This window comes from Thalassotalea sp. 273M-4, from assembly GCF_041410465.1.
GTDB lineage: Bacteria > Pseudomonadota > Gammaproteobacteria > Enterobacterales > Alteromonadaceae > Thalassotalea_A > Thalassotalea_A aquiviva.
In genome coordinates this window covers 104325-122316 of record NZ_CP166961.1, presented here as the reverse complement: position 1 = coordinate 122316, position 17992 = coordinate 104325, and the positions used below count along the sequence as shown (strand labels likewise).

Below are 17992 nucleotides of genomic sequence, written 5' to 3'. Positions count from 1 at the left end.
ATACAGTAATTAAAACTTGGTCAAATTGATATTTTAAACAATACTCAAAAGTGAAGGTTGGATAACAATTAATTTCATTACATATTTCAATTGGCATCAATACCCTTTGAAGTAAAGTTTCACCCATTCTTTATAACAACCATCTACATATATCGCCATAGGCTAAAATTTAAGTGATAAAAATAACATATTGATATAAGTACAATTTTATTTTACTTATCATCAATCAACGGATTAAAGATGTCTGAGTCAGTAAATTTAAAGCATCAAGTCTTGCACTCATTGAAATGGGTTACAGCATGTAAAATTACAAGTCAGGTTTACTCTTGGCTGATAACTTTTTGGGTGATCCGTTTATTGATGCCTGAAGATTATGGCATCGTTGTCATGGCAGATATATTTTTTAGCTTTTTACTTCTAACTGCCGGTTCCTTTTTTGGGCCTATTATCATTCAAAAGCAAACGATCGAAAGAGAGGAAATGAGAAAGCTGTTTGGAATGATAGTCTGTGTTTATTCGGGGTTATTCTTATTACAATTTTTTCTCGCTTCAAGTATTGCTCGATATTTCAATTCTGAGCAAGTCGGCTTTGTTCTTAAAGCAACAGCTATATGCTTTTTATTCAACATGTTTATGTTGATTCCTTCAGCACTGTTAAATAAGAAGATGGCCTTTAAAGCCATCTCTTTAATTACCGCCTTTGCGAATATAACTTCAGCGTCACTCACCTTGTTTCTTGCATACCAAGGCTATGGATTCTGGTCTATCATCATTGGTCAAATAATAGGTGCGGGGTTAAAAGCTTTTTTAGTCAATGTTATTAACCCGTATTGGGTGATGCCAAGTTTTAACTGGTCAGGAACCAAAGATTTGTTAAAGTTTGGAGGACTGATAGGTATTCACGCCCTACTCATACATGCGTTTTCTTATCTAGATATTACTATTGCCGGTCGAGTTTTAAGTGCTGCTGAGATCGGTTTTTTTGCAATCGCAACTCAGCTTGCACTGATGCCTCTCAAAAAGCTACTCCCTTTAATTCGTAAAGTTGCTTTTCCGGCATTTTCTAAAATTCAACAGCAGCCCAAACTTATCGCTAATTACATACTCAAAGCTCAAAAGATAAGTTTGTTAATCACTTTTCCAGTATTCTGGGGAATTTCTGTAACCTGTGATTATATTATTCCTATTTTTCTCGGCGAAAAATGGATTCCAGCTATTTTACCGACCACTCTGCTTCTGTTAATTATGCCGTTAAGATTTAGCGAAGAACTATTCTTTCCTGCATTCCGTGGAATGGGTAAAGTAGAACACCTAATTAAGAACATCAGTTTGTTAATATTAGCCATGTTTATTGGACTCATTATAGGTATTCAATTTGGTGTTATTGGAATTATTGGTGTTTGGATTACCGTTTATCCATTAATGTATCTGATTTTATTATTGCGTAATGCGCATCAGCTCTCCCGTAACATTATTGATTTTTTACGTCCTTTTAAGGAGCCATTTTTTGCATCATTAGCAATGTATATATTAGTTTCTGGCGTGAAGTTGCAGCTCCCTGAGATCACCTTGCTCAATCTATGCATCTTAATTTTTGTTGGGACATTAACATATATTTTCACTGTTCATGTCTTCAATAAAACCATAGTTAATGAATTTAAAGCCATCATAAAACAAAGTTAAAACATCATAAACAATAGAGATATTCAATATGTTAACTAATAGGTTCTTACAGATAGATGAGTTTTGCCAACACCTTGTCAACATGGCAACAAAGAGAGTTCCTTTTAGCTTCATTCGTTTAGGTGATGGTGAAGGTGCCATGCTTGATTTTTCTGAAAAATCAACCATGGCAGATGTTGACTACTTAAGGGAACACTTTGGACCAGATTGTACGATTGAGCAAACCTATTCTATTCAAAAAATATTAAAACAAACTATAAATAATGCTGATCTTATTGGAGTTAGGGATGACATTTTAGGAGTTACATTTAATCCTGATGCTTATCACAGTACAGAGCGGTTTATGCAAGCCTTCAAGCAGGCTTTTAATCTTCGTCAAGTTGAAAAATCATTGCCATACAAGGATGCGAAAAGAATATCAATGCTTCACAAGCAACTGACAATATGGCCATCAAACAAGTTACAAAATATTTGTAGTCAGTTTATAGGTTGGGATTTTTTTAGTTCAGGAGCCTTGCCTTATATTTTACAAAATCAACAATCTGTAGGAATCATCAGTTCAAGAAAGGAGATTGGCCATGTAATGCAAGAAGCATTATCGGCTGATATAGTTCATTACCAAATACCTGACAAATTTGAACGACAAAGCCAAAATGCTAAGCGCCACTACCCTACTGCATACTATGAACTAAGCACTAAAATTGACGTAAAGTACCCCGGCATGGTGTTTATTGTTGGCGCAGGCATTGTAGGTAAAGGTTATTGCCAGACAATTAAGGAAAGAGGCGGTATTGCTCTTGACTTAGGAGGGGTTGTTGATGCGTGGGTAGGTAAATTAACTCGACCGAAACCGTTAATGGAGAAATATGATTTAAAAAAACAATATCGATTAAAGTTTAAGAAAAAATTTATTCCTATTATTGAAAATAACATTGCTATCCCTGAGCAATTTATCATGAGCAAGGAGAACATTGAAAAATTAAGTCAAAAATGGCAACAAAGACAATGCAACCCAAAGGGTATCCATGCTATTTCAAATTAAATCTCTTGACGGTTTAAGAGGGATTGCAGCTCTCATTGTACTACTTAGTCATACGAGTAATGTCGATTTTTTTCTTTTACCTTACTTTGATTTTTCTGGCACAGGAAAATCTGGTGTTTATTTGTTTTTTATACTCAGCTCATTTTTACTGACCTATCCTATGCTCAAATATCATCAGGATATTTTTAGTCATGATGCTATGGTTCGTTATTGGCGACGCCGATTTTTTCGTATATGTCCGCTGTATTTCTTGTATTTATTAGCAGGGTTGTCATCATCCCTAGTGTTAAATCACTTTTTTGGTCCGAAAGAGTGGGCAATCCCTTTTCAGTTAACAATAAGCGAGTTTTTTCAACATATACTACTTTTAGCAGGAAAAGGTGTAACTTGGAGTATTGCTGTTGAATTTAAGTATTATTTTTTTCTTCCCTTTGTAGCTTGGTTTTCGGCTAAGTTACTAAATAAGGGGGTAGTCGCTGCCATTGTTGTCTTGTTTGCTCTTATTTTAGCGTTACTTTGGTCATTTCCAGAAGTATCATTTAAAAACAAACCCACCGATTTAGCTCAGTACTTCCCAGTATTTTTGTTTGGTACTATTTTAGCTTGTTTACAAGCATTTATTGATAGATGCTCTAATGTTAAAATTATCCCTAAATATTTATTTTCACTGCTGTGCTACCTAAGTATATTGGCTTTTATTCTGACCATCCCGTCAATATATTCTATATTGGTTGAGCCAGTCTCTCCGAATTACTTTTCTAGAGAAAGAGTATTGTATTGTGTTATATGGAGTGTTTTACTTATTTCATTGATCAACTCGAAAACTCTAATCTGTCGCTTTCTTAGTCACAATTATCTCAGATATTTAGGTAAAATCAGTTTCAGCGTATACTTGATACACCCAGTCGTTATCGACCTTATAAGGCACTTTAACATCCACACCCCTGTCAATGCATGGGTTGTGTTATTCCTTACTTTGCTAATATCTAGTTTGACTTTTACCTTTATCGAGAAACCATTTATTCAATTTGCCAGCAAAGATAAGGTTCTAAAACCGAAACAGGCTAATTCTTCCTTTGGTTAACAGATACTTTTTCAAAATGCTTATCGAGGAAACTGGTCAAATGCTTCAATAGAGTTATATTTGAGCTGCACATTTAATCAAAATGAATTTAGCTACCTAAATTAAAAGTTAGGATGGATTAGATTAAAAACCTTTAAAAATAGCACATTAAATATGTTTAAACATATTGTTTGGTTTTCAAAATAGGCTATTTTATAAAATATACGATTTATCTTGGGCTAGAGATTTATACTCAGAAAGATACCTTTGAGTATTGGTTGAGCTTCCACAAATAGCTATTGCGCTTAGATCTAACAATGCAATGCAAAATATAGAAAATCTATAGGATTAAAATGAAAAATAAAATTGTCTTGTATGGTGCTTTCGATAGGTATAACTATGGGGATAATCTAATGCCAATATTATTGAAAATGTATTTAGAAAAATACCAACCAAGTTTACTCGAAAGTTATGAATTAGTTTACAGTTCTATTAGCGACTCAGATTTATCTCAATATGGGTGTCTACCTTCTCAGAACATATCGAGTGTGATTAAAAAATTAACTTCTGATGATGTAATCATCGTTGTTGGAGGTGCTGTACTGTGCACCTCTAACTTGACTCTTTATTTTCATATGCCAAAACCCAAGCGACTAAGTCGTATTTTTTCGCTCTTTAGTAATAGTAGTAGGTCAGTGATTCGTAAATCTTTTAAAGCGTTTGTCGACTTAGTATATAAAAGCCCTTGGGACTACCCATATTTACCTGAGCCACTACATTTACCCGAAAAGGTTTCCGTGAGGTACAATACCGTAGGAGGTGGGTTTTCCACTGTTCCTATGCTAGAGCAGGTCGCTATTAAAGCAAGGCTTGAGAAAGCAACATATATATCCGCTAGAGATACCAAAACATTAAACAATCTTTACAGTCTTTCAACTACAATCCCTTCTGTTGAGCTTTACCCTGACTCTGCTTTTCTCATGTCAGACTTGTGTTCTGACGAGTTTCTAAATCAAAATGTTAGTTCTAATGTGAAACACTTTGTTGATTCATCCTATCTAATTTTCCAAGCCGCGCCAAAAAAACTTGGGGACTCAATAGAAAATTTAGCGATAAAGCTAAGTGAAGCTTATAACAGGACTAATAAGCGCATTTTATTACTCCCCATTGGCTACGCTGCTGGTCATGATGATTACGAATTACTCCTAAAGTTGCATAAATTAATCCCCAATATATCTGACATTAAATATAATCTAAATATATGGGAAATAATGTATTTAATAAAGCACTCAGAATGTTACATTGGTACGAGTTTGCATGGTGTTATAACCGCGATGTCTTTTGGAATTCCACACTTTGGGATAAACCCCAAAGTAGGTAAATTAGATTCATTTCTAAAGGATTGGAGTTTTTTCCCTTTCAATAGGTGCTATTCGGTTCAAGACATTACCTCTCTAACCTCTTTTTTGCTTTGTTATGATTCTCAGTTGAAAGAAAATTCTGAAAAGTTAAAAAAGCTTGTTCAAGCGAATAACAAAAAGCTTTTCTCATTTAACACATATCAGACTTTAGATTAACTTACCTCATAAGGCCTAAATGCGATTCATTAAGTCAAAACCTGAAAGTTCTGGCCACACTAAGCAATGAATTTTAAGGCTAATACCTTTGCTGCATTGGCGGTAGTCAATTCTTTAACTTTTTCATACTGTCTATCTCGAATACTCTCTCTTAGGGTCCTTTTAGCTATCAAGTCTAGAACAAGTCGCTCTAAAGAGATTTTATCTTTATATACCAAACCTTTATATTGATAAGCACCAGGATTGTTATCACAAATTAAACATCCGCCTGACATCAGTAAATCAATATATTTATGACTCACCGTGGCCTCTCTTTTCATATCTTGATGATGGTCAATAAGACAAACTTTTGAATTAGCAGCCAATGACGGAATATCTTGATAAGGAATGACATCTCCCTGCCAATATTTCAATGCGGCCTTATTTCCTTGATAGTTTTGCCAATCATGACCAAAAATCTTAAAGTCTAATTGATGTTTTTCGACAATTTCTAAAATATCTTCCACAATGGGACGCACCCTTATGTTACCAACAAACGAAATATCACAATCATATTCTTTTCGATATTCAACATTAGGCGTTAATGAAGAGAAAGGAGGCAGTATATCTATCCCTGTATATCGTGGAATATAGTTAAAATTTAACTTTAGCATTCGACGTATTTTTCGATACCAAAGAAACTTTTTCATGGTTGGGCTGGCGACAAAAATATGATTAAACCCTTCAAAGCTGTTAACTGCATAAGAATGAGAGTAAACCAGCGCGATGTTATTACTGTTGTGATTAAACGTATTGACATCTGGATATGCGTTCAATAAAGCACCACCAAAAAAGTAAATACGGTTTTTCGCATTTTTTTCATAAACGTAGCCAAGTCGTTGTAATTCCTGCTTCAAATTATTATATACACGCCAATCATACCAATTTTCGTTTCGATGAGGAGAAGCGATACAAAAACCTACTTTTTTATTGATTTTTGCCATAACTTATTTCCTCCAATTTGGACTAAAATAATTATCATCAATACTGTGATTTCAACATTCATTTCTGTTGTGTGGCCAACAACTTGCGAATACCTTCTTCAACTTTCTTAAAAGGGCGAAACAATTTCCAGTAAAAGCTATTGTAGGCTTGTTCAAATAACTGTCTATAATGAGATTCTGATTCTTGAATCTGAATCAAGTGTTCTAATAACACAGGGTTGAGTTGTTCAATGTACTGTTTATAATCGACTTTCAATTGTTCAAGTTGAGGCGCATCAAATTGTAATAGTGCCAGATACACCTTTTGGCTGAGACAATAAAGAAAGTCGCCTTCCTCTAGGCTAAATTCCGTGTTATTGGTTTTTAACCGTTTATCAATAAAACTTTGAGACGTTTGTGATTGAAAAGGCAAATCAAATTCTTTTTTTAAGGTATTTAGTATAATTTCTGGTTGGTTTACTACTTCACTAAAGCTGAATATTAGGCGGTTTTCTGGCTGGCTATATTCTATCGCCATAAAATTATAGTTAAGCCAAAGCATCAAACTTTTATCCCGACTAAAACCATCTCTTTTTCGTAATGATTCAGCAACCTCTAAAGGGTTTCTTACAATGAGTACATAGATTGGATTAATGTGACTCTTACTAAATACATTCTGCCAAAAAGGTAACAATATGGTAGTCCTAGGATCCTTCATCCCCCAAAGCAATTTGTTTGCATATTCTTGCTTTATTAGGGCTTGGCCAAGTTCAACAAAATCTGAACAACTATTTTGTTGCTCTATATTTAGGTGTACAGGATTATCCCAACTCGACTTTAATCCATCCAAAATCAAGTCATTTAATTTGACTACTTGGCTGTTTTCCCAAAAGCCTTTTTCATTTACTCCTGCTTGTGCTTTAAACAACTTTCTTCCCATGAATACCCCAAAGCGTGATAGCTCCCCTGACAAAGCAGACGTACCACTTCGGTGCATTCCAATAACGATGAGAGGGCGGCTAAACATATGAACTCCTAGGGGTTGTCGCAACGAGCATATATTACAAACCTAATTTTAATGAAAGGTAGACCATGATAATAATAACCCAGGCTAGTAACATACTATGCAATATGTAATTACCGAGGAAAAACTTAGCAAGCTCTGGCACCCGTTTAATGATGCGATAATTGGCAGCAACACACATCCCCATAAAAATGGCAATTAAAACCGTATCAGAACGACTGATAAAGAATGCGGTAATGAAATAGCCAATCATCGAAAATAGTAGAGTTTTATTTAATAAAATTTCATCTTTTTGTTCTTGATTAAGGTTATTAACTAAATCTGTATGTTTCTTTAAATGGTTAATAATAAGATATGAAGGTAAAATACTAGAAACTAATGCTCCGCACCATAAGCTATAACCAGGAACGCCAAGTTCGGCGGCAACTTGTATAAAAGAGTTGTGTGCTACACGGCCATGATGTTCAAAAAATTGATATTTACCAACCCCAAAAATAGGATTATCAATTAACATCTGAAGTCCATGATACCAAGCCCAAAGTCTTTGGTTAGCAGAGAGATCAATACTAGATTGTAAACTTGCAATCGCTATCATGCCCAATGGGGCAATAATAATACACCATAAAAAAAACTTAGCCCCTGCCCGAGTAACTAAATAATAAGACATAACAAGTCCAGCTAAACCTACAGCTGTCCCCCTTGAGCCAGTTAAATATACGCCATAGCACATACCGCTTAAAGCGATCAGCATGATGGTCTTTGTTATCGCTCCACCTTTAATAAAGAAATAAAAAATAAAGGGGATATTCATAATCAAAAATTGACCAATATCATTTGGATCTCTAAAGAAACCAAGATAAGTGATCCTTCTTTCATCAAGCTCAAATTTCCCAACGGAATAAGTGCCAAGAGCCCAGCCAGAGCCATCTGATGTAATTTGTTGAACGTATCCATTATGTACCATCAAAGATGCAGCAATTAATGACACCAACATAATTAACTGTTGTCGTTTAATTGTTGAAAGGCATAAGCTAAACATAAAAAACGGGATTACAAAGGATATGAAAAACACTTGAGCAAAAGCTAATCCCAACATCCCTGAACCATTCAAAAAACCAGAAAAAACAATGAAAGGAAAGAGCACTAAAAGCATAAAATGCTGAGGAATAATTTTAATCGGCCTTTGAAAAGCTGCCATAAAGACGAGAGCTAAAATAGCAAAAACCTTTATTGCGATCCAGAACCTGGTCTCAATAAACATTTCATGTGGCCTAATTAACACTGATACGGTATACAAAAATAAAAACAAGTAAGCTAACAAAGAATCGTTTGTGCGTACCTGTTTATGAATGCCTTGATGTAAGATGGTTGAACTCTCTGTTTGCATGTTAATCCCTTGATAACATTACAATAGTGAACTAATACTCATATTCACACTTAACTTGTTGATATTCATTTTCGTTATCAAAACATTTGAAATCAGACACTTCTATACTCCCTTCTAACAAGTCACAGTCAATGAAAAACTTTATTATCTATTGGGAATTGTTGTATCAAAAAAATTAAAAAATAACAGATGATGGTTCTGATCACTTAATTATTATTGTTAACACTTTCAACCTAGCAAAAAATATCTACTTTTCAACCTAATAGTGTTATAAAAATCAATAAATTGCTCTAAGACAACGATGTATTTGCTTATTAAGCATTTGTTTTAAAGATTGATTTAATAGTAAAAAGTAACATGGCAATATGTTGGCTAAAAATACTCCTATGCTAACGAAAAACAAATTTCCCCAAGTTTTAATTAGGGCATTGAGTTGTATGTATTGAAAAAACAGAAAGAAAAATAGGATCAAAAAAAATGCCATAGCTAATGTCTTGCATAAACTTGCAATAGCAAACCCCGTGAACTTTTTAATTAACAAAAGGCTAACGCCAAATTCAAACAATAAAAAGCTTACACTAGCAGCAAAAACAATACCTTTTAGGCCGAAGTGGCTTCCTAAAAATATCGCTGAGATAATAGAGACAATAGCTGAAAATAAATTGGTGCGAGCAATCAACTGATGCTTGGCTTGTGCGAGTAACACCTGATTTATTGGAATACTAATGGATTTAAGTAACAAGACAAATGCAGAAAAGTACAGAATATAAATATGCTCAGAAAATGCACTACCAAGCCACAATAAAACAAAACTTTCCCCTAATAACACCAAAGGTAAATAAAACAAGGTTGCGCAAAATATATTGACTCTGACATTTAAATCAAACAATGACTGCAAGTCTTCCTGTTGCGCGAATTTTTTATTAAAGACGGGGATCAGAGAATCATTCAAAGCATAGATAAAACTAGAAACGTAAACGGCCAAATTATTTAGTACGCTGTACACTCCCACCAATGACACATCCAATAGCTTAGTTATGACTATTGGCATACTTTTAAGGTTTAATGTTCGGGCAACAATATCGAGCCAAACATGTTTAGCAAAATGAAACAGATGGTTCAGTTTCTGTCGATTAGCCAACAGAATATTAAAAGAAAGTGCTGGAAAAGCGTTTTTAATCCATAAAATTTTAATGGTATTGCTAATAAAATCAGCTCCCAAAGAAGCGATTAAAGCCCCCCACAATCCCAATTTAGGGATTAAAATGAACATTGCGATTGTTTTCAAAAGAATATTAAGGGTAGATAATTTATGATCTATATCCAATCGTAAAATAGACATCAAAAAGGCATGATAGGAATTGAAAAGAAAGTCATAGAGCAATTTAAGAGATAAGAGTAGTAAACATGTCTTTATGATCTTTGCATTACTGTATTCAGATAAAGCCAAAACATCGGTCACAACCAATAAAACCACAACAAAAATTGCCAATACGCTTAGAGCTAAAAACAACAATAAGCTGGTTGAAAATAAACTTTGAAGCTCGGTGCTATCTTCTTTCACCATAGCGATGGCGACTTCTCTTTGTAACGCTTCAGGAAAGCCGAATTCTAGAATGAATAACCAAGAAATCACCGATAATGCCAATACCCAAAGGCCATAATCTTCCATACCTAGGTGAGTCACTAAATAGGGCGTAAGAAACATCGACGAAGCAAATAAACATGCGACTTCTATGGTCTTGTAAAACGAGCTTGAGACGACTTGTTTTTTCATGCTTTTTTCTTATGCTTTTTACTTGGTAGATGATTTTTTAAATTTATTAAAAAGAAAAGTCATATAAAAATAACAGGTTAACCTACTGTCTTATTAACCTTATTATTTTCTAAATGCTCATTAGCATACTAGACTATAAAAATAAAAAATAAAAAGTTACGGCAATTTCAATGTCTCATACACAAATCCACGCGACGATTGCAGTCATTACTTACAAGAGGCCTTTATGGTTGAAAAGGCTTTTATTTGCATTGCAAAAACAACAAACAAAAGCCGATATCTTGCTAGATATTTTGGTAGTAGATAACGCCTGTGATCCAGATTGTGAAGCGGATATCGCCGCCATGAATAAAACAGCAACCCTACCTATTTATTATGTTACTGAAAAGCAAACCGGCATTGTTGCAGCGCGCAATAAATGTGTGCAGCATTTTTTAACAACATCTGCGCAGTATCTACTTTTTATTGATGATGATGAATGGCCAAAAGATAACGACTGGGCCCTTAAGTTATTGGATACAGCAAAAAATTATCAAGCCGACGTTGTTACCAGTCATGTGATATCTGTGGCTGGCAAAAACACTCCCCAGTGGGCAACCGAACTAATATATGGCGAGAATCATTTTAAATCAGGTCAAAAGCTACCGACATTTTATACCAATAATGTGTTAATCAAACGACCAGTACTTGAACGTTTTTACCCTCCTTTTGATTTTCGTTTTGCTAAAACAGGGGCTAGCGATTTTCATTTCGCCCTGAAATGCGCCAAACAAGGGATTTATGCCATTTATGCTGATGCTCCTGTACTGGAAGAGTTTCCAAATTCAAGAGCCACACTGAGTTGGTTTTTAAAGCGGGGCTTACGTTCAGGTATCGGTTATACCCGCAGTCATTTGTTTGAAGATAGCCTGTTAAGGGTACTCATTAGAGCGGTTGTATTTAGCATACTTAGAAGCATTCGTGGTCTTGGGGATGTTCTTTTGGGCACTTTATCACTAAAAAAATCAAGGCTTTATCGAGGGCTTTTTCGCATCAGTTCTGCTCTTGGTACTCTTTTAGGCTTATTTGGTTTTAAACACAATGAATACGTAAAAGTACATGGCCAATAACCATCATATCAATAACTTAATACTATGAACGAGAGCAATAAAAACAATTCGACTATTTCATGCCAATTGCAAATTGTCAGTGACAGCATTCATTTGCAGCAACTTTATACTGGTTTTGACTTACTGGACAAGCAAGGCCTTATAAACCTAACACAAAATATCAACAGTCAGTCTAGCCACTATCAAAACAATAAATACAAGGTGGCAGGGGTCCACACAGGAGGGTTAAGGGCTATCGTCAATCAAAACATAAAAGTATTTTACGATGCCGTTGACGCCCATGCCCTTGATCATCAGGCTTTAGCTTGGTGCGATATCTATTTTAAAAGAAGTTTCAATCATTCCATTCACCAACAAATGTCGGACAAAGTCGCACCTCTTGATCTTAACTTCATGGTTCATAACGATTTTACAACATTAAACTCGATTCAAAGGCGATGGGCCTTTGGTAATGTCAAAGACAAAATTAAAGCCGTTATTCGAGAGCTGGATACAGCAAGTCACTTGTCTTATCTCCCTAGATTAAAAGAGCTACATTGCCCACCACAACCTGAGTTGCCGTTTAATATCCTATTTATCACCCGCTTATGGGAACCGCAATTTGATCAAGATTATGACCTAACGCCGAAACAAATAGCCGACAGAAAAGCGATAAATGATATGCGCATTGACTGCATCAGAGCTTTGAAAAAAGAATATGGGGCACTCTTTACAGGGGGCGTGATTAACAGTGCATATGCGCAATCCATTTGTCCTGATATCGTCTTTAGCCAAAGCCAGCTTACCCAAAAGAGACAATACCTCAATTTTCTGAGGCAATTTTCAGTCTGCATAACGACAACGGGCTTAGCGGGATCAATTGGATGGAAGTTTGGCGAATATATCGCGCTCTCTAAAGCGGTGGTGAGTGAAGAGCTATTATCGCAAACCTTTGGTCAAATACAAGAAGGTAAACATTACTTGGCCTTTAACAATACTGAGCAGTGTTTAGAGCAGGTGAAAAGCTTAATGAACGATGAAAAAAGGTACGCCATGATGCAAAATAACTATCAGTATTACTTAAAGTTCCTAAGCCCTGACAAGTTAGTGCTTAATTCATTAAAACGGGTATTATCAATGCCAAGATAACACCTACAATTCCAATAATTTGATTTTAAACCAAATCCATTTCTTGGTTTGGCGACAATACCTGTTGGTTTTTAGTCAGATAATGATAGACCTGTTCAAATACCTGCTGCCCTTTTTGTCGTTGTGATTCAGGCAAGCTGATCTCAGGATAACCTTGGGTTTTCTTGATCTCGCCCCGCAAAATTTCTGCCGACGGATCGCCGTAGCCGATTTTGCCCGTCTTATCAAATTTCTTATATTGTTTTACTAAAGGTTTTTTCAATTCTAACCACTGGCTTATCTTGGGAAGAATATCGTCCGTGTTATCGACAAGCTGTTCGGAGTCTAAGACATAATAACCCCCATTCAACCACTGCCCATACTCCTTGAGTTGCATTAAACGAGAACAGTAATATTCTGTCGCCATCTTAGGATCCTGATACCAATCAACATTGGTTTTTCGCCCCATATTGATAATACTTTTGATCGTACTTTCTGGCTCTCTCAGTAAAAATATTACTTTAGGTTCAATAAAATCAAGCATGTTTTTAGTCATGACCAATCTATTGTGCAAAATTTTATCGAGAAAATATTGCTCATTAAAATCACTTTCAAGCTCTTGAACTAAAGCGGTTTTAAATTTAATTAGGTCATAATAAGACTGATAACTATTGTGTGATTCGCTATAGCCGCAAATACCTTCATTGCTGCCTAGCACATGTGAAAGCAACGAAGAGCGACTTCGCATATGGCTCAAAATAAATAAGCATTGGGGTTTATTGGCAAAAATTTTCGGATTTAACGCCAAAGTTGTTAGTTTTTTGATTTTACTTTTTATTGTCACGAGAAATCCCACTACTAATTTATAAAATTATTAATGACCATATGTAATCGATTTAAAACTTTTAAAAATAACGCAAAACATTGTTATAGTTGCCATTTTCAAAATGAACTTAATTATTATATATCAGTTCAGCATACACTGCTTTATGATCACTACCAAAGTTATCACCGACATTAGCAACGACGGCTTGAAAAGAATGATCATACAAAATATGGTCTATTCTGAGCCCGTGAAATCGAGTAAATTTAGTTCTACCAAAACCAAAACCAAGTTGACTAAAAGCATTATTAAATCGACCAAATGCGTTTCTGTATATGGAACTTTCTACAGTCATATTAAAATCACCAACAATAATTAAAGGGGCTATCAACTGAGCCCAATTTGACACAATCTTGGCTTCTAAAAATCGGTTTTCACTGCTTTCCAATAAAGACCTGAAGTTTAGTTTTGACCATTGGAACTGCTCAAAACCTTTTCTTGGTGTTTCTAAATGCACATTCATTATATAAAGCGTTCTTTGTTGCCATTTTAGTTGATATAACAACCCTAAATTTCCCCAACCACCCAATGATTTTCTCGCTATGCCATCAACAAAAGTAAAATTATACATACTGCCTAAGCACATTTGACCTCGGCAATGTAAATACCAATTTTTTGGGATAAGTTGACGAGCAACTTGGCCCGGTGTTTCCTGAAAAGCGATGATTGATGGTCTGTTCTTGGCGATTTCAGAGATGATCTCCGGATTATAATTACCACCGCCCATATTAACGCTCATCAAACTCAAGGCTTCTGGCTTTCGCTCTGGAGTTGATAAATCATATGCAGGAAGTTGAAAATCCAAATAACTAATTAATATTAATAGACTAACAAAAACAATCTTGTGCCTTTGCTGAAAAAAGAAACTTGGATAAAAAACACCTGACAACACCAAGGGTAACCAAATAAGCCACCTTGGCATATACAAAAGTAAATCTTCAATCAACGACCAATATTTAGACCAAGGCAAAACCCAACAGGTTAGCGTAGCAACAAAGAGTAAAAAGAAAGTTCCCAAGAAAAACTGAGAAAGCTTTTTGCAAACAGAGCTAGTACTCATAAAAAAGATACCAACGCAATTTTATCGCCTTTGCATATAATGACTTAAAATTTATTAGGTAAAAGTATATTGATATCATCAATTTAAAATTAACAAACTCTGCGATATATCGATTGAAGTTGTGTAAGTAGGGGCACAGGTGTTGTTCTGTAAATTATTGCCTTAAATAGTGCATATGTATCAGAATAACATTCATGAGCCTGCCAAAATGACATAGCTCCAAGCCTAAAGTTACCATTATTTATATATGAACTGGCATAACGTTTATGAATTTGATTTTTTAACTTGGGGTAATTAACTTTGTGATGGTAATTAGCAGATAATGTCTGTATTTTATCAATACAGGTAATTTCGGCCTGATGCATTTTTTCTTCAATTAATGAGTAATTATCACCGTGTATAGTTCTTACAGCTAAATAGTCTTGAACATAACCGACCTTACAAGCTAAAGAAATTTTTAACCAAGCAAGCCAATCATCAACCCCCATAATCGATTTATCTCTGTCAAAAGCATTACATTGTTGTAACAATGATTTACGAGTTACAACAGTGCAACTGACGATACGATTTTTTTGAACCAATTGGTCAAAAATCTGCCCTTGTAATTCAGGGTGTAACTTAGGCCTAAATGCAACCCCTAAATTAATATCATCCTTAATTGCACCACAATGAACCAACCCCACATTTGGGTCTTCAAATAAAGGCATTTGCCGACTTAACTTATCCTTCGTCCATAAATCATCTTGATCACAAAAGGCAATAATATCGCCTTTAGCTCGCTTAATTCCGAACAAACGTGCGTCAGCAACTCCCCCATTTGATTTATGGAAACACTTAATTCTTTTATCCATTGCCGATATCTGTTCAATAATAGTTCCGCTATCATCAGGACAACCATCATTAATCAATAGCAATTCAAAGTTTTTATAGTCTTGCTCTAGGATGCTATTTACAGTTTTTGTAATAAAACGCTTCCCTTTATAAATAGGTATAATAATGGATACTAGCCCACTCATTTCTGTGCACACCTTGCTAACGCCCTTTACCAAACAAAACAATTTCTGCTGTTTGCAGTAATATTAATATATCCAAAATAAAGCTTCGGTGCTTAATATAGTAAAGGTCATATTTCAGCTTTTCTTGAGCATCTTCCATACTGGCGCCATATGGATATTTTAGCTGAGCCCAACCGGTAAGCCCTGATTTAACTTTATGTCTTTCATTATAATAAGGAATCTTTGCGTTGAACTGATTCACAAATTCTGGTCTTTCAGGTCTTGGTCCTACAAATCCCATATCACCAGAAAGCACATTGAAAAGTTGAGGTAGCTCGTCTATGCGATATTTTCGGATAAAACCTCCAACTTTAGTCACTCGACTATCACCTGTTTTTGCCCATTGGGCACCATTTTTTTCGGCACCTTGAATCATACTGCGAAATTTAATGATCTGAAAGACTCGCCCATTTTGACCAACTCTGTTTTGCACATAAAAGCATGGTTGAGTGATTCCATCCTCTATTTTAATCGCAATGATGGTTAATAACATAAGAGGCCATGTGAGAATGAAAATAATAGTTGCTAAAACTGCATTAAATAACCAATCTAGCGCATTTTTAAAGTCGTTGTTATAAGTAAAACCATTCGAGTAAATAATCCATGATGGATACATTAAGTTGACGGCAAGTTGACCAGTTTCATTTTCAATAAAGTCCAATATTTCAGATATTTGAACACCTTTTAAGCGACAATAAAATAGGTCTTCAATAGGCAGATTATCTCTTCGCTCATCATTAGCAACAACGATTTCATTCACATTGTTTTGTTGAATAAATTCAATAAAATCATCAGGGTAAGAGATTATTTTATCAGTAGAAATACAACCTTCTTTATCTCCTTTCATTGCTATAAAACCCAGAATAGTAAAACCATGCTGATCAACTTTACGGCGCATTCTTTTTTCAATAATTTCGGCTCTTTGCCCAGTTCCTAAAATAACAACGGTTCTTTTATATATATTAAACACATCATACTTAACAAAGATTCCCCTATAACCAAAACATAAGATGCCACTAAACAATAAAGTCAGAACTATCGAACGGTTGTTAAAAATAGTTTCAAAAATAAGAAAATTAACCAATGAAAAAACAACAAAAGTACACAAGGTTGCTAAAAAAATACGACGGAACATACCACTGTAACTTTCCCTAAGTTTTACTTGATATAAGCCCAGACTTAACAGAATTAATTGAAAACACATTATAAAAGTAGCTATCTGACCATAGTTTTTATAATTAGCGCTATTTTCAAGAATAATTTGCCAGTGAAAGACGAGGGTAATGACAAAAATGATAATGATATCTAGCAAGACCAATAATTTGACGGAGGAATGGTAACGATTATAAAAATGAGACTTCACGACTTAGATCCTTTAACAACAATTGAATAGTTTTTATCTGCCACAAATGCTGATGATGACACTCAACCTTTTGTGAGTATCTTTGTGAGCTTTGTTTATATCAACTGTAAGTAATAATAGACCAATCAATTAGATAGCAAATTTTTTTGTCTAAATTTGTGCATATTTTTTTCTTTAGTCTAGTCTTTTATTAACAACAAAAATTACTATTTAAGGTTTCCTAAGATGTTAAATTCCAATGCATTCAGATACCTAAAGGTTAGATTGCAATGCTTTGCCATATGTTTTATTACCATTTTATCGTTAGCAGCCTGCAACTCCAATAACCCTTCGCTACCGAAAGCAACATTGCATCAAGCTAAAACAACAAACGCCGACAACTATGACTATTTAATTGGCCCTGGGGATAGGCTTTATATTTTTGTTTGGCGAAATCCTGAGGTCTCTGGTTCTTTTATTGTTAGACCTGACGGTAAAATAACCACATCGTTAGTTGAGGACATTGAAGCTGCGGGTAAATCACCGACTCAATTAGCTAGGTCGATAGAAAAACAACTCAGCGTTTATTTACGAGAGCCAATTGTAACGGTGTCAATGTCTGGTTTTGTCGGCCCTTATAGTGAACAAGTCAGAGTTATTGGTGAAGCAACTAATCCGAGCGCTGTAAATTACAAACAATATATGACCTTACTTGATGTGATGATTGCTGTAGGCGGTTTGACCGAATATGCTGATGGAAATGATGCAGTCCTAGTCAGAATTGAAGATGGAATTCAAAAAGAGTATACCCTTCGCATTGAAGATTTGGTGAGAAGTGGCGAGATCTCTGCAAATGTAGACATTCTCCCTGGTGACATAATTGTTATTCCAGAAGCTTGGTTTTAAGTTAAAAGAGACTGC

General features: G+C 35.1%; 15 protein-coding genes. 7 read left to right on the top strand and 8 right to left on the bottom strand.

The window, feature by feature from the left end:
- Positions 1 to 240: 240 nt before the first annotated feature.
- The 4 genes from ACAY00_RS00525 (at position 241) to ACAY00_RS00510 (ending at position 5365) form a co-directional block, all read left to right on the top strand.
- Entirely contained in the window at positions 241 to 1683 is a 1443-nt protein-coding gene (locus tag ACAY00_RS00525; RefSeq protein ID WP_371375759.1) for an oligosaccharide flippase family protein, read from the top strand.
- 28 nt (positions 1684 to 1711) lie between these two features.
- A complete protein-coding gene (locus tag ACAY00_RS00520) occupies positions 1712 to 2725 on the top strand; it encodes a hypothetical protein (protein ID WP_371375757.1) in 1014 nt (337 codons plus the stop codon).
- On the top strand, positions 2709 to 3809 hold the full coding sequence (locus ACAY00_RS00515) for an acyltransferase family protein (protein ID WP_371375754.1): 1101 nt from the start codon (positions 2709 to 2711) through the stop codon (positions 3807 to 3809). Before ACAY00_RS00520 ends, ACAY00_RS00515 begins: the two co-directional genes overlap by 17 nt.
- A gap of 332 nt (positions 3810 to 4141) precedes the next feature.
- A complete protein-coding gene (locus ACAY00_RS00510) occupies positions 4142 to 5365 on the top strand; it encodes a polysaccharide pyruvyl transferase family protein (RefSeq protein WP_371375751.1) in 1224 nt (407 codons plus the stop codon).
- 59 nt (positions 5366 to 5424) lie between these two features.
- Here ACAY00_RS00510 and ACAY00_RS00505 read toward each other — a convergent pair whose 3' ends face one another.
- The 4 genes from ACAY00_RS00505 to ACAY00_RS00490 all read right to left on the bottom strand — a co-directional run bounded on the left by ACAY00_RS00505 (position 5425) and on the right by ACAY00_RS00490 (position 10515).
- Positions 5425 to 6348: a hypothetical protein gene (locus ACAY00_RS00505; RefSeq protein ID WP_371375748.1), complete on the bottom strand. Its 924-nt coding sequence runs from the start codon at positions 6346 to 6348 to the stop codon at positions 5425 to 5427.
- Between the two features lie 58 nt (positions 6349 to 6406).
- The gene (locus ACAY00_RS00500; RefSeq protein WP_371375745.1) at positions 6407 to 7354 is read right to left on the bottom strand and encodes a sulfotransferase family protein; all 948 of its coding nucleotides are present in this window, start codon (positions 7352 to 7354) and stop codon (positions 6407 to 6409) included.
- Positions 7355 to 7388: 34 nt separating this feature from the next.
- Positions 7389 to 8738, bottom strand: coding sequence for an O-antigen ligase family protein (locus ACAY00_RS00495; RefSeq protein ID WP_371375742.1), 1350 nt, complete (start codon positions 8736 to 8738; stop codon positions 7389 to 7391).
- A 277-nt stretch (positions 8739 to 9015) separates the two neighbouring features.
- Positions 9016 to 10515, bottom strand: a complete 1500-nt coding sequence (locus tag ACAY00_RS00490) for a lipopolysaccharide biosynthesis protein (RefSeq protein WP_371375739.1) — start codon at positions 10513 to 10515, stop codon at positions 9016 to 9018.
- Between the two features lie 251 nt (positions 10516 to 10766).
- Here ACAY00_RS00490 and ACAY00_RS00485 point away from each other — a divergent pair, with 251 nt between their 5' ends.
- Both ACAY00_RS00485 and ACAY00_RS00480 read left to right on the top strand, forming a co-directional pair.
- The gene (locus ACAY00_RS00485; RefSeq protein ID WP_371375736.1) at positions 10767 to 11624 is read left to right on the top strand and encodes a glycosyltransferase; all 858 of its coding nucleotides are present in this window, start codon (positions 10767 to 10769) and stop codon (positions 11622 to 11624) included.
- Between the two features lie 24 nt (positions 11625 to 11648).
- Positions 11649 to 12752, top strand: a complete 1104-nt coding sequence (locus tag ACAY00_RS00480; protein WP_371375733.1) for a hypothetical protein — start codon at positions 11649 to 11651, stop codon at positions 12750 to 12752.
- A gap of 25 nt (positions 12753 to 12777) precedes the next feature.
- Here the strand turns inward: ACAY00_RS00480 and ACAY00_RS00475 are convergent, their stop codons facing one another.
- The 4 genes from ACAY00_RS00475 to ACAY00_RS00460 form a co-directional block, all read right to left on the bottom strand.
- Positions 12778 to 13575, bottom strand: a complete 798-nt coding sequence (locus ACAY00_RS00475) for a sulfotransferase family protein (RefSeq protein WP_371375729.1) — start codon at positions 13573 to 13575, stop codon at positions 12778 to 12780.
- Between the two features lie 109 nt (positions 13576 to 13684).
- On the bottom strand, positions 13685 to 14674 hold the full coding sequence (locus ACAY00_RS00470; protein ID WP_371375726.1) for an endonuclease/exonuclease/phosphatase family protein: 990 nt from the start codon (positions 14672 to 14674) through the stop codon (positions 13685 to 13687).
- Positions 14675 to 14763: 89 nt separating this feature from the next.
- The gene (locus ACAY00_RS00465) at positions 14764 to 15690 is read right to left on the bottom strand and encodes a glycosyltransferase family 2 protein (protein WP_371375723.1); all 927 of its coding nucleotides are present in this window, start codon (positions 15688 to 15690) and stop codon (positions 14764 to 14766) included.
- A gap of 16 nt (positions 15691 to 15706) precedes the next feature.
- The gene (locus ACAY00_RS00460; RefSeq protein WP_371375720.1) at positions 15707 to 17092 is read right to left on the bottom strand and encodes a TIGR03013 family XrtA/PEP-CTERM system glycosyltransferase; all 1386 of its coding nucleotides are present in this window, start codon (positions 17090 to 17092) and stop codon (positions 15707 to 15709) included.
- A 225-nt stretch (positions 17093 to 17317) separates the two neighbouring features.
- On the opposite strand from ACAY00_RS00460, the gene ACAY00_RS00455 reads away from it, so the two are divergent.
- Positions 17318 to 17977 carry an XrtA/PEP-CTERM system exopolysaccharide export protein gene (locus tag ACAY00_RS00455; protein WP_371375717.1) on the top strand — a complete coding sequence of 220 codons (660 nt, stop codon included), beginning with the start codon at positions 17318 to 17320 and terminating at the stop codon, positions 17975 to 17977.
- Positions 17978 to 17992: the final 15 nt, after the last annotated feature.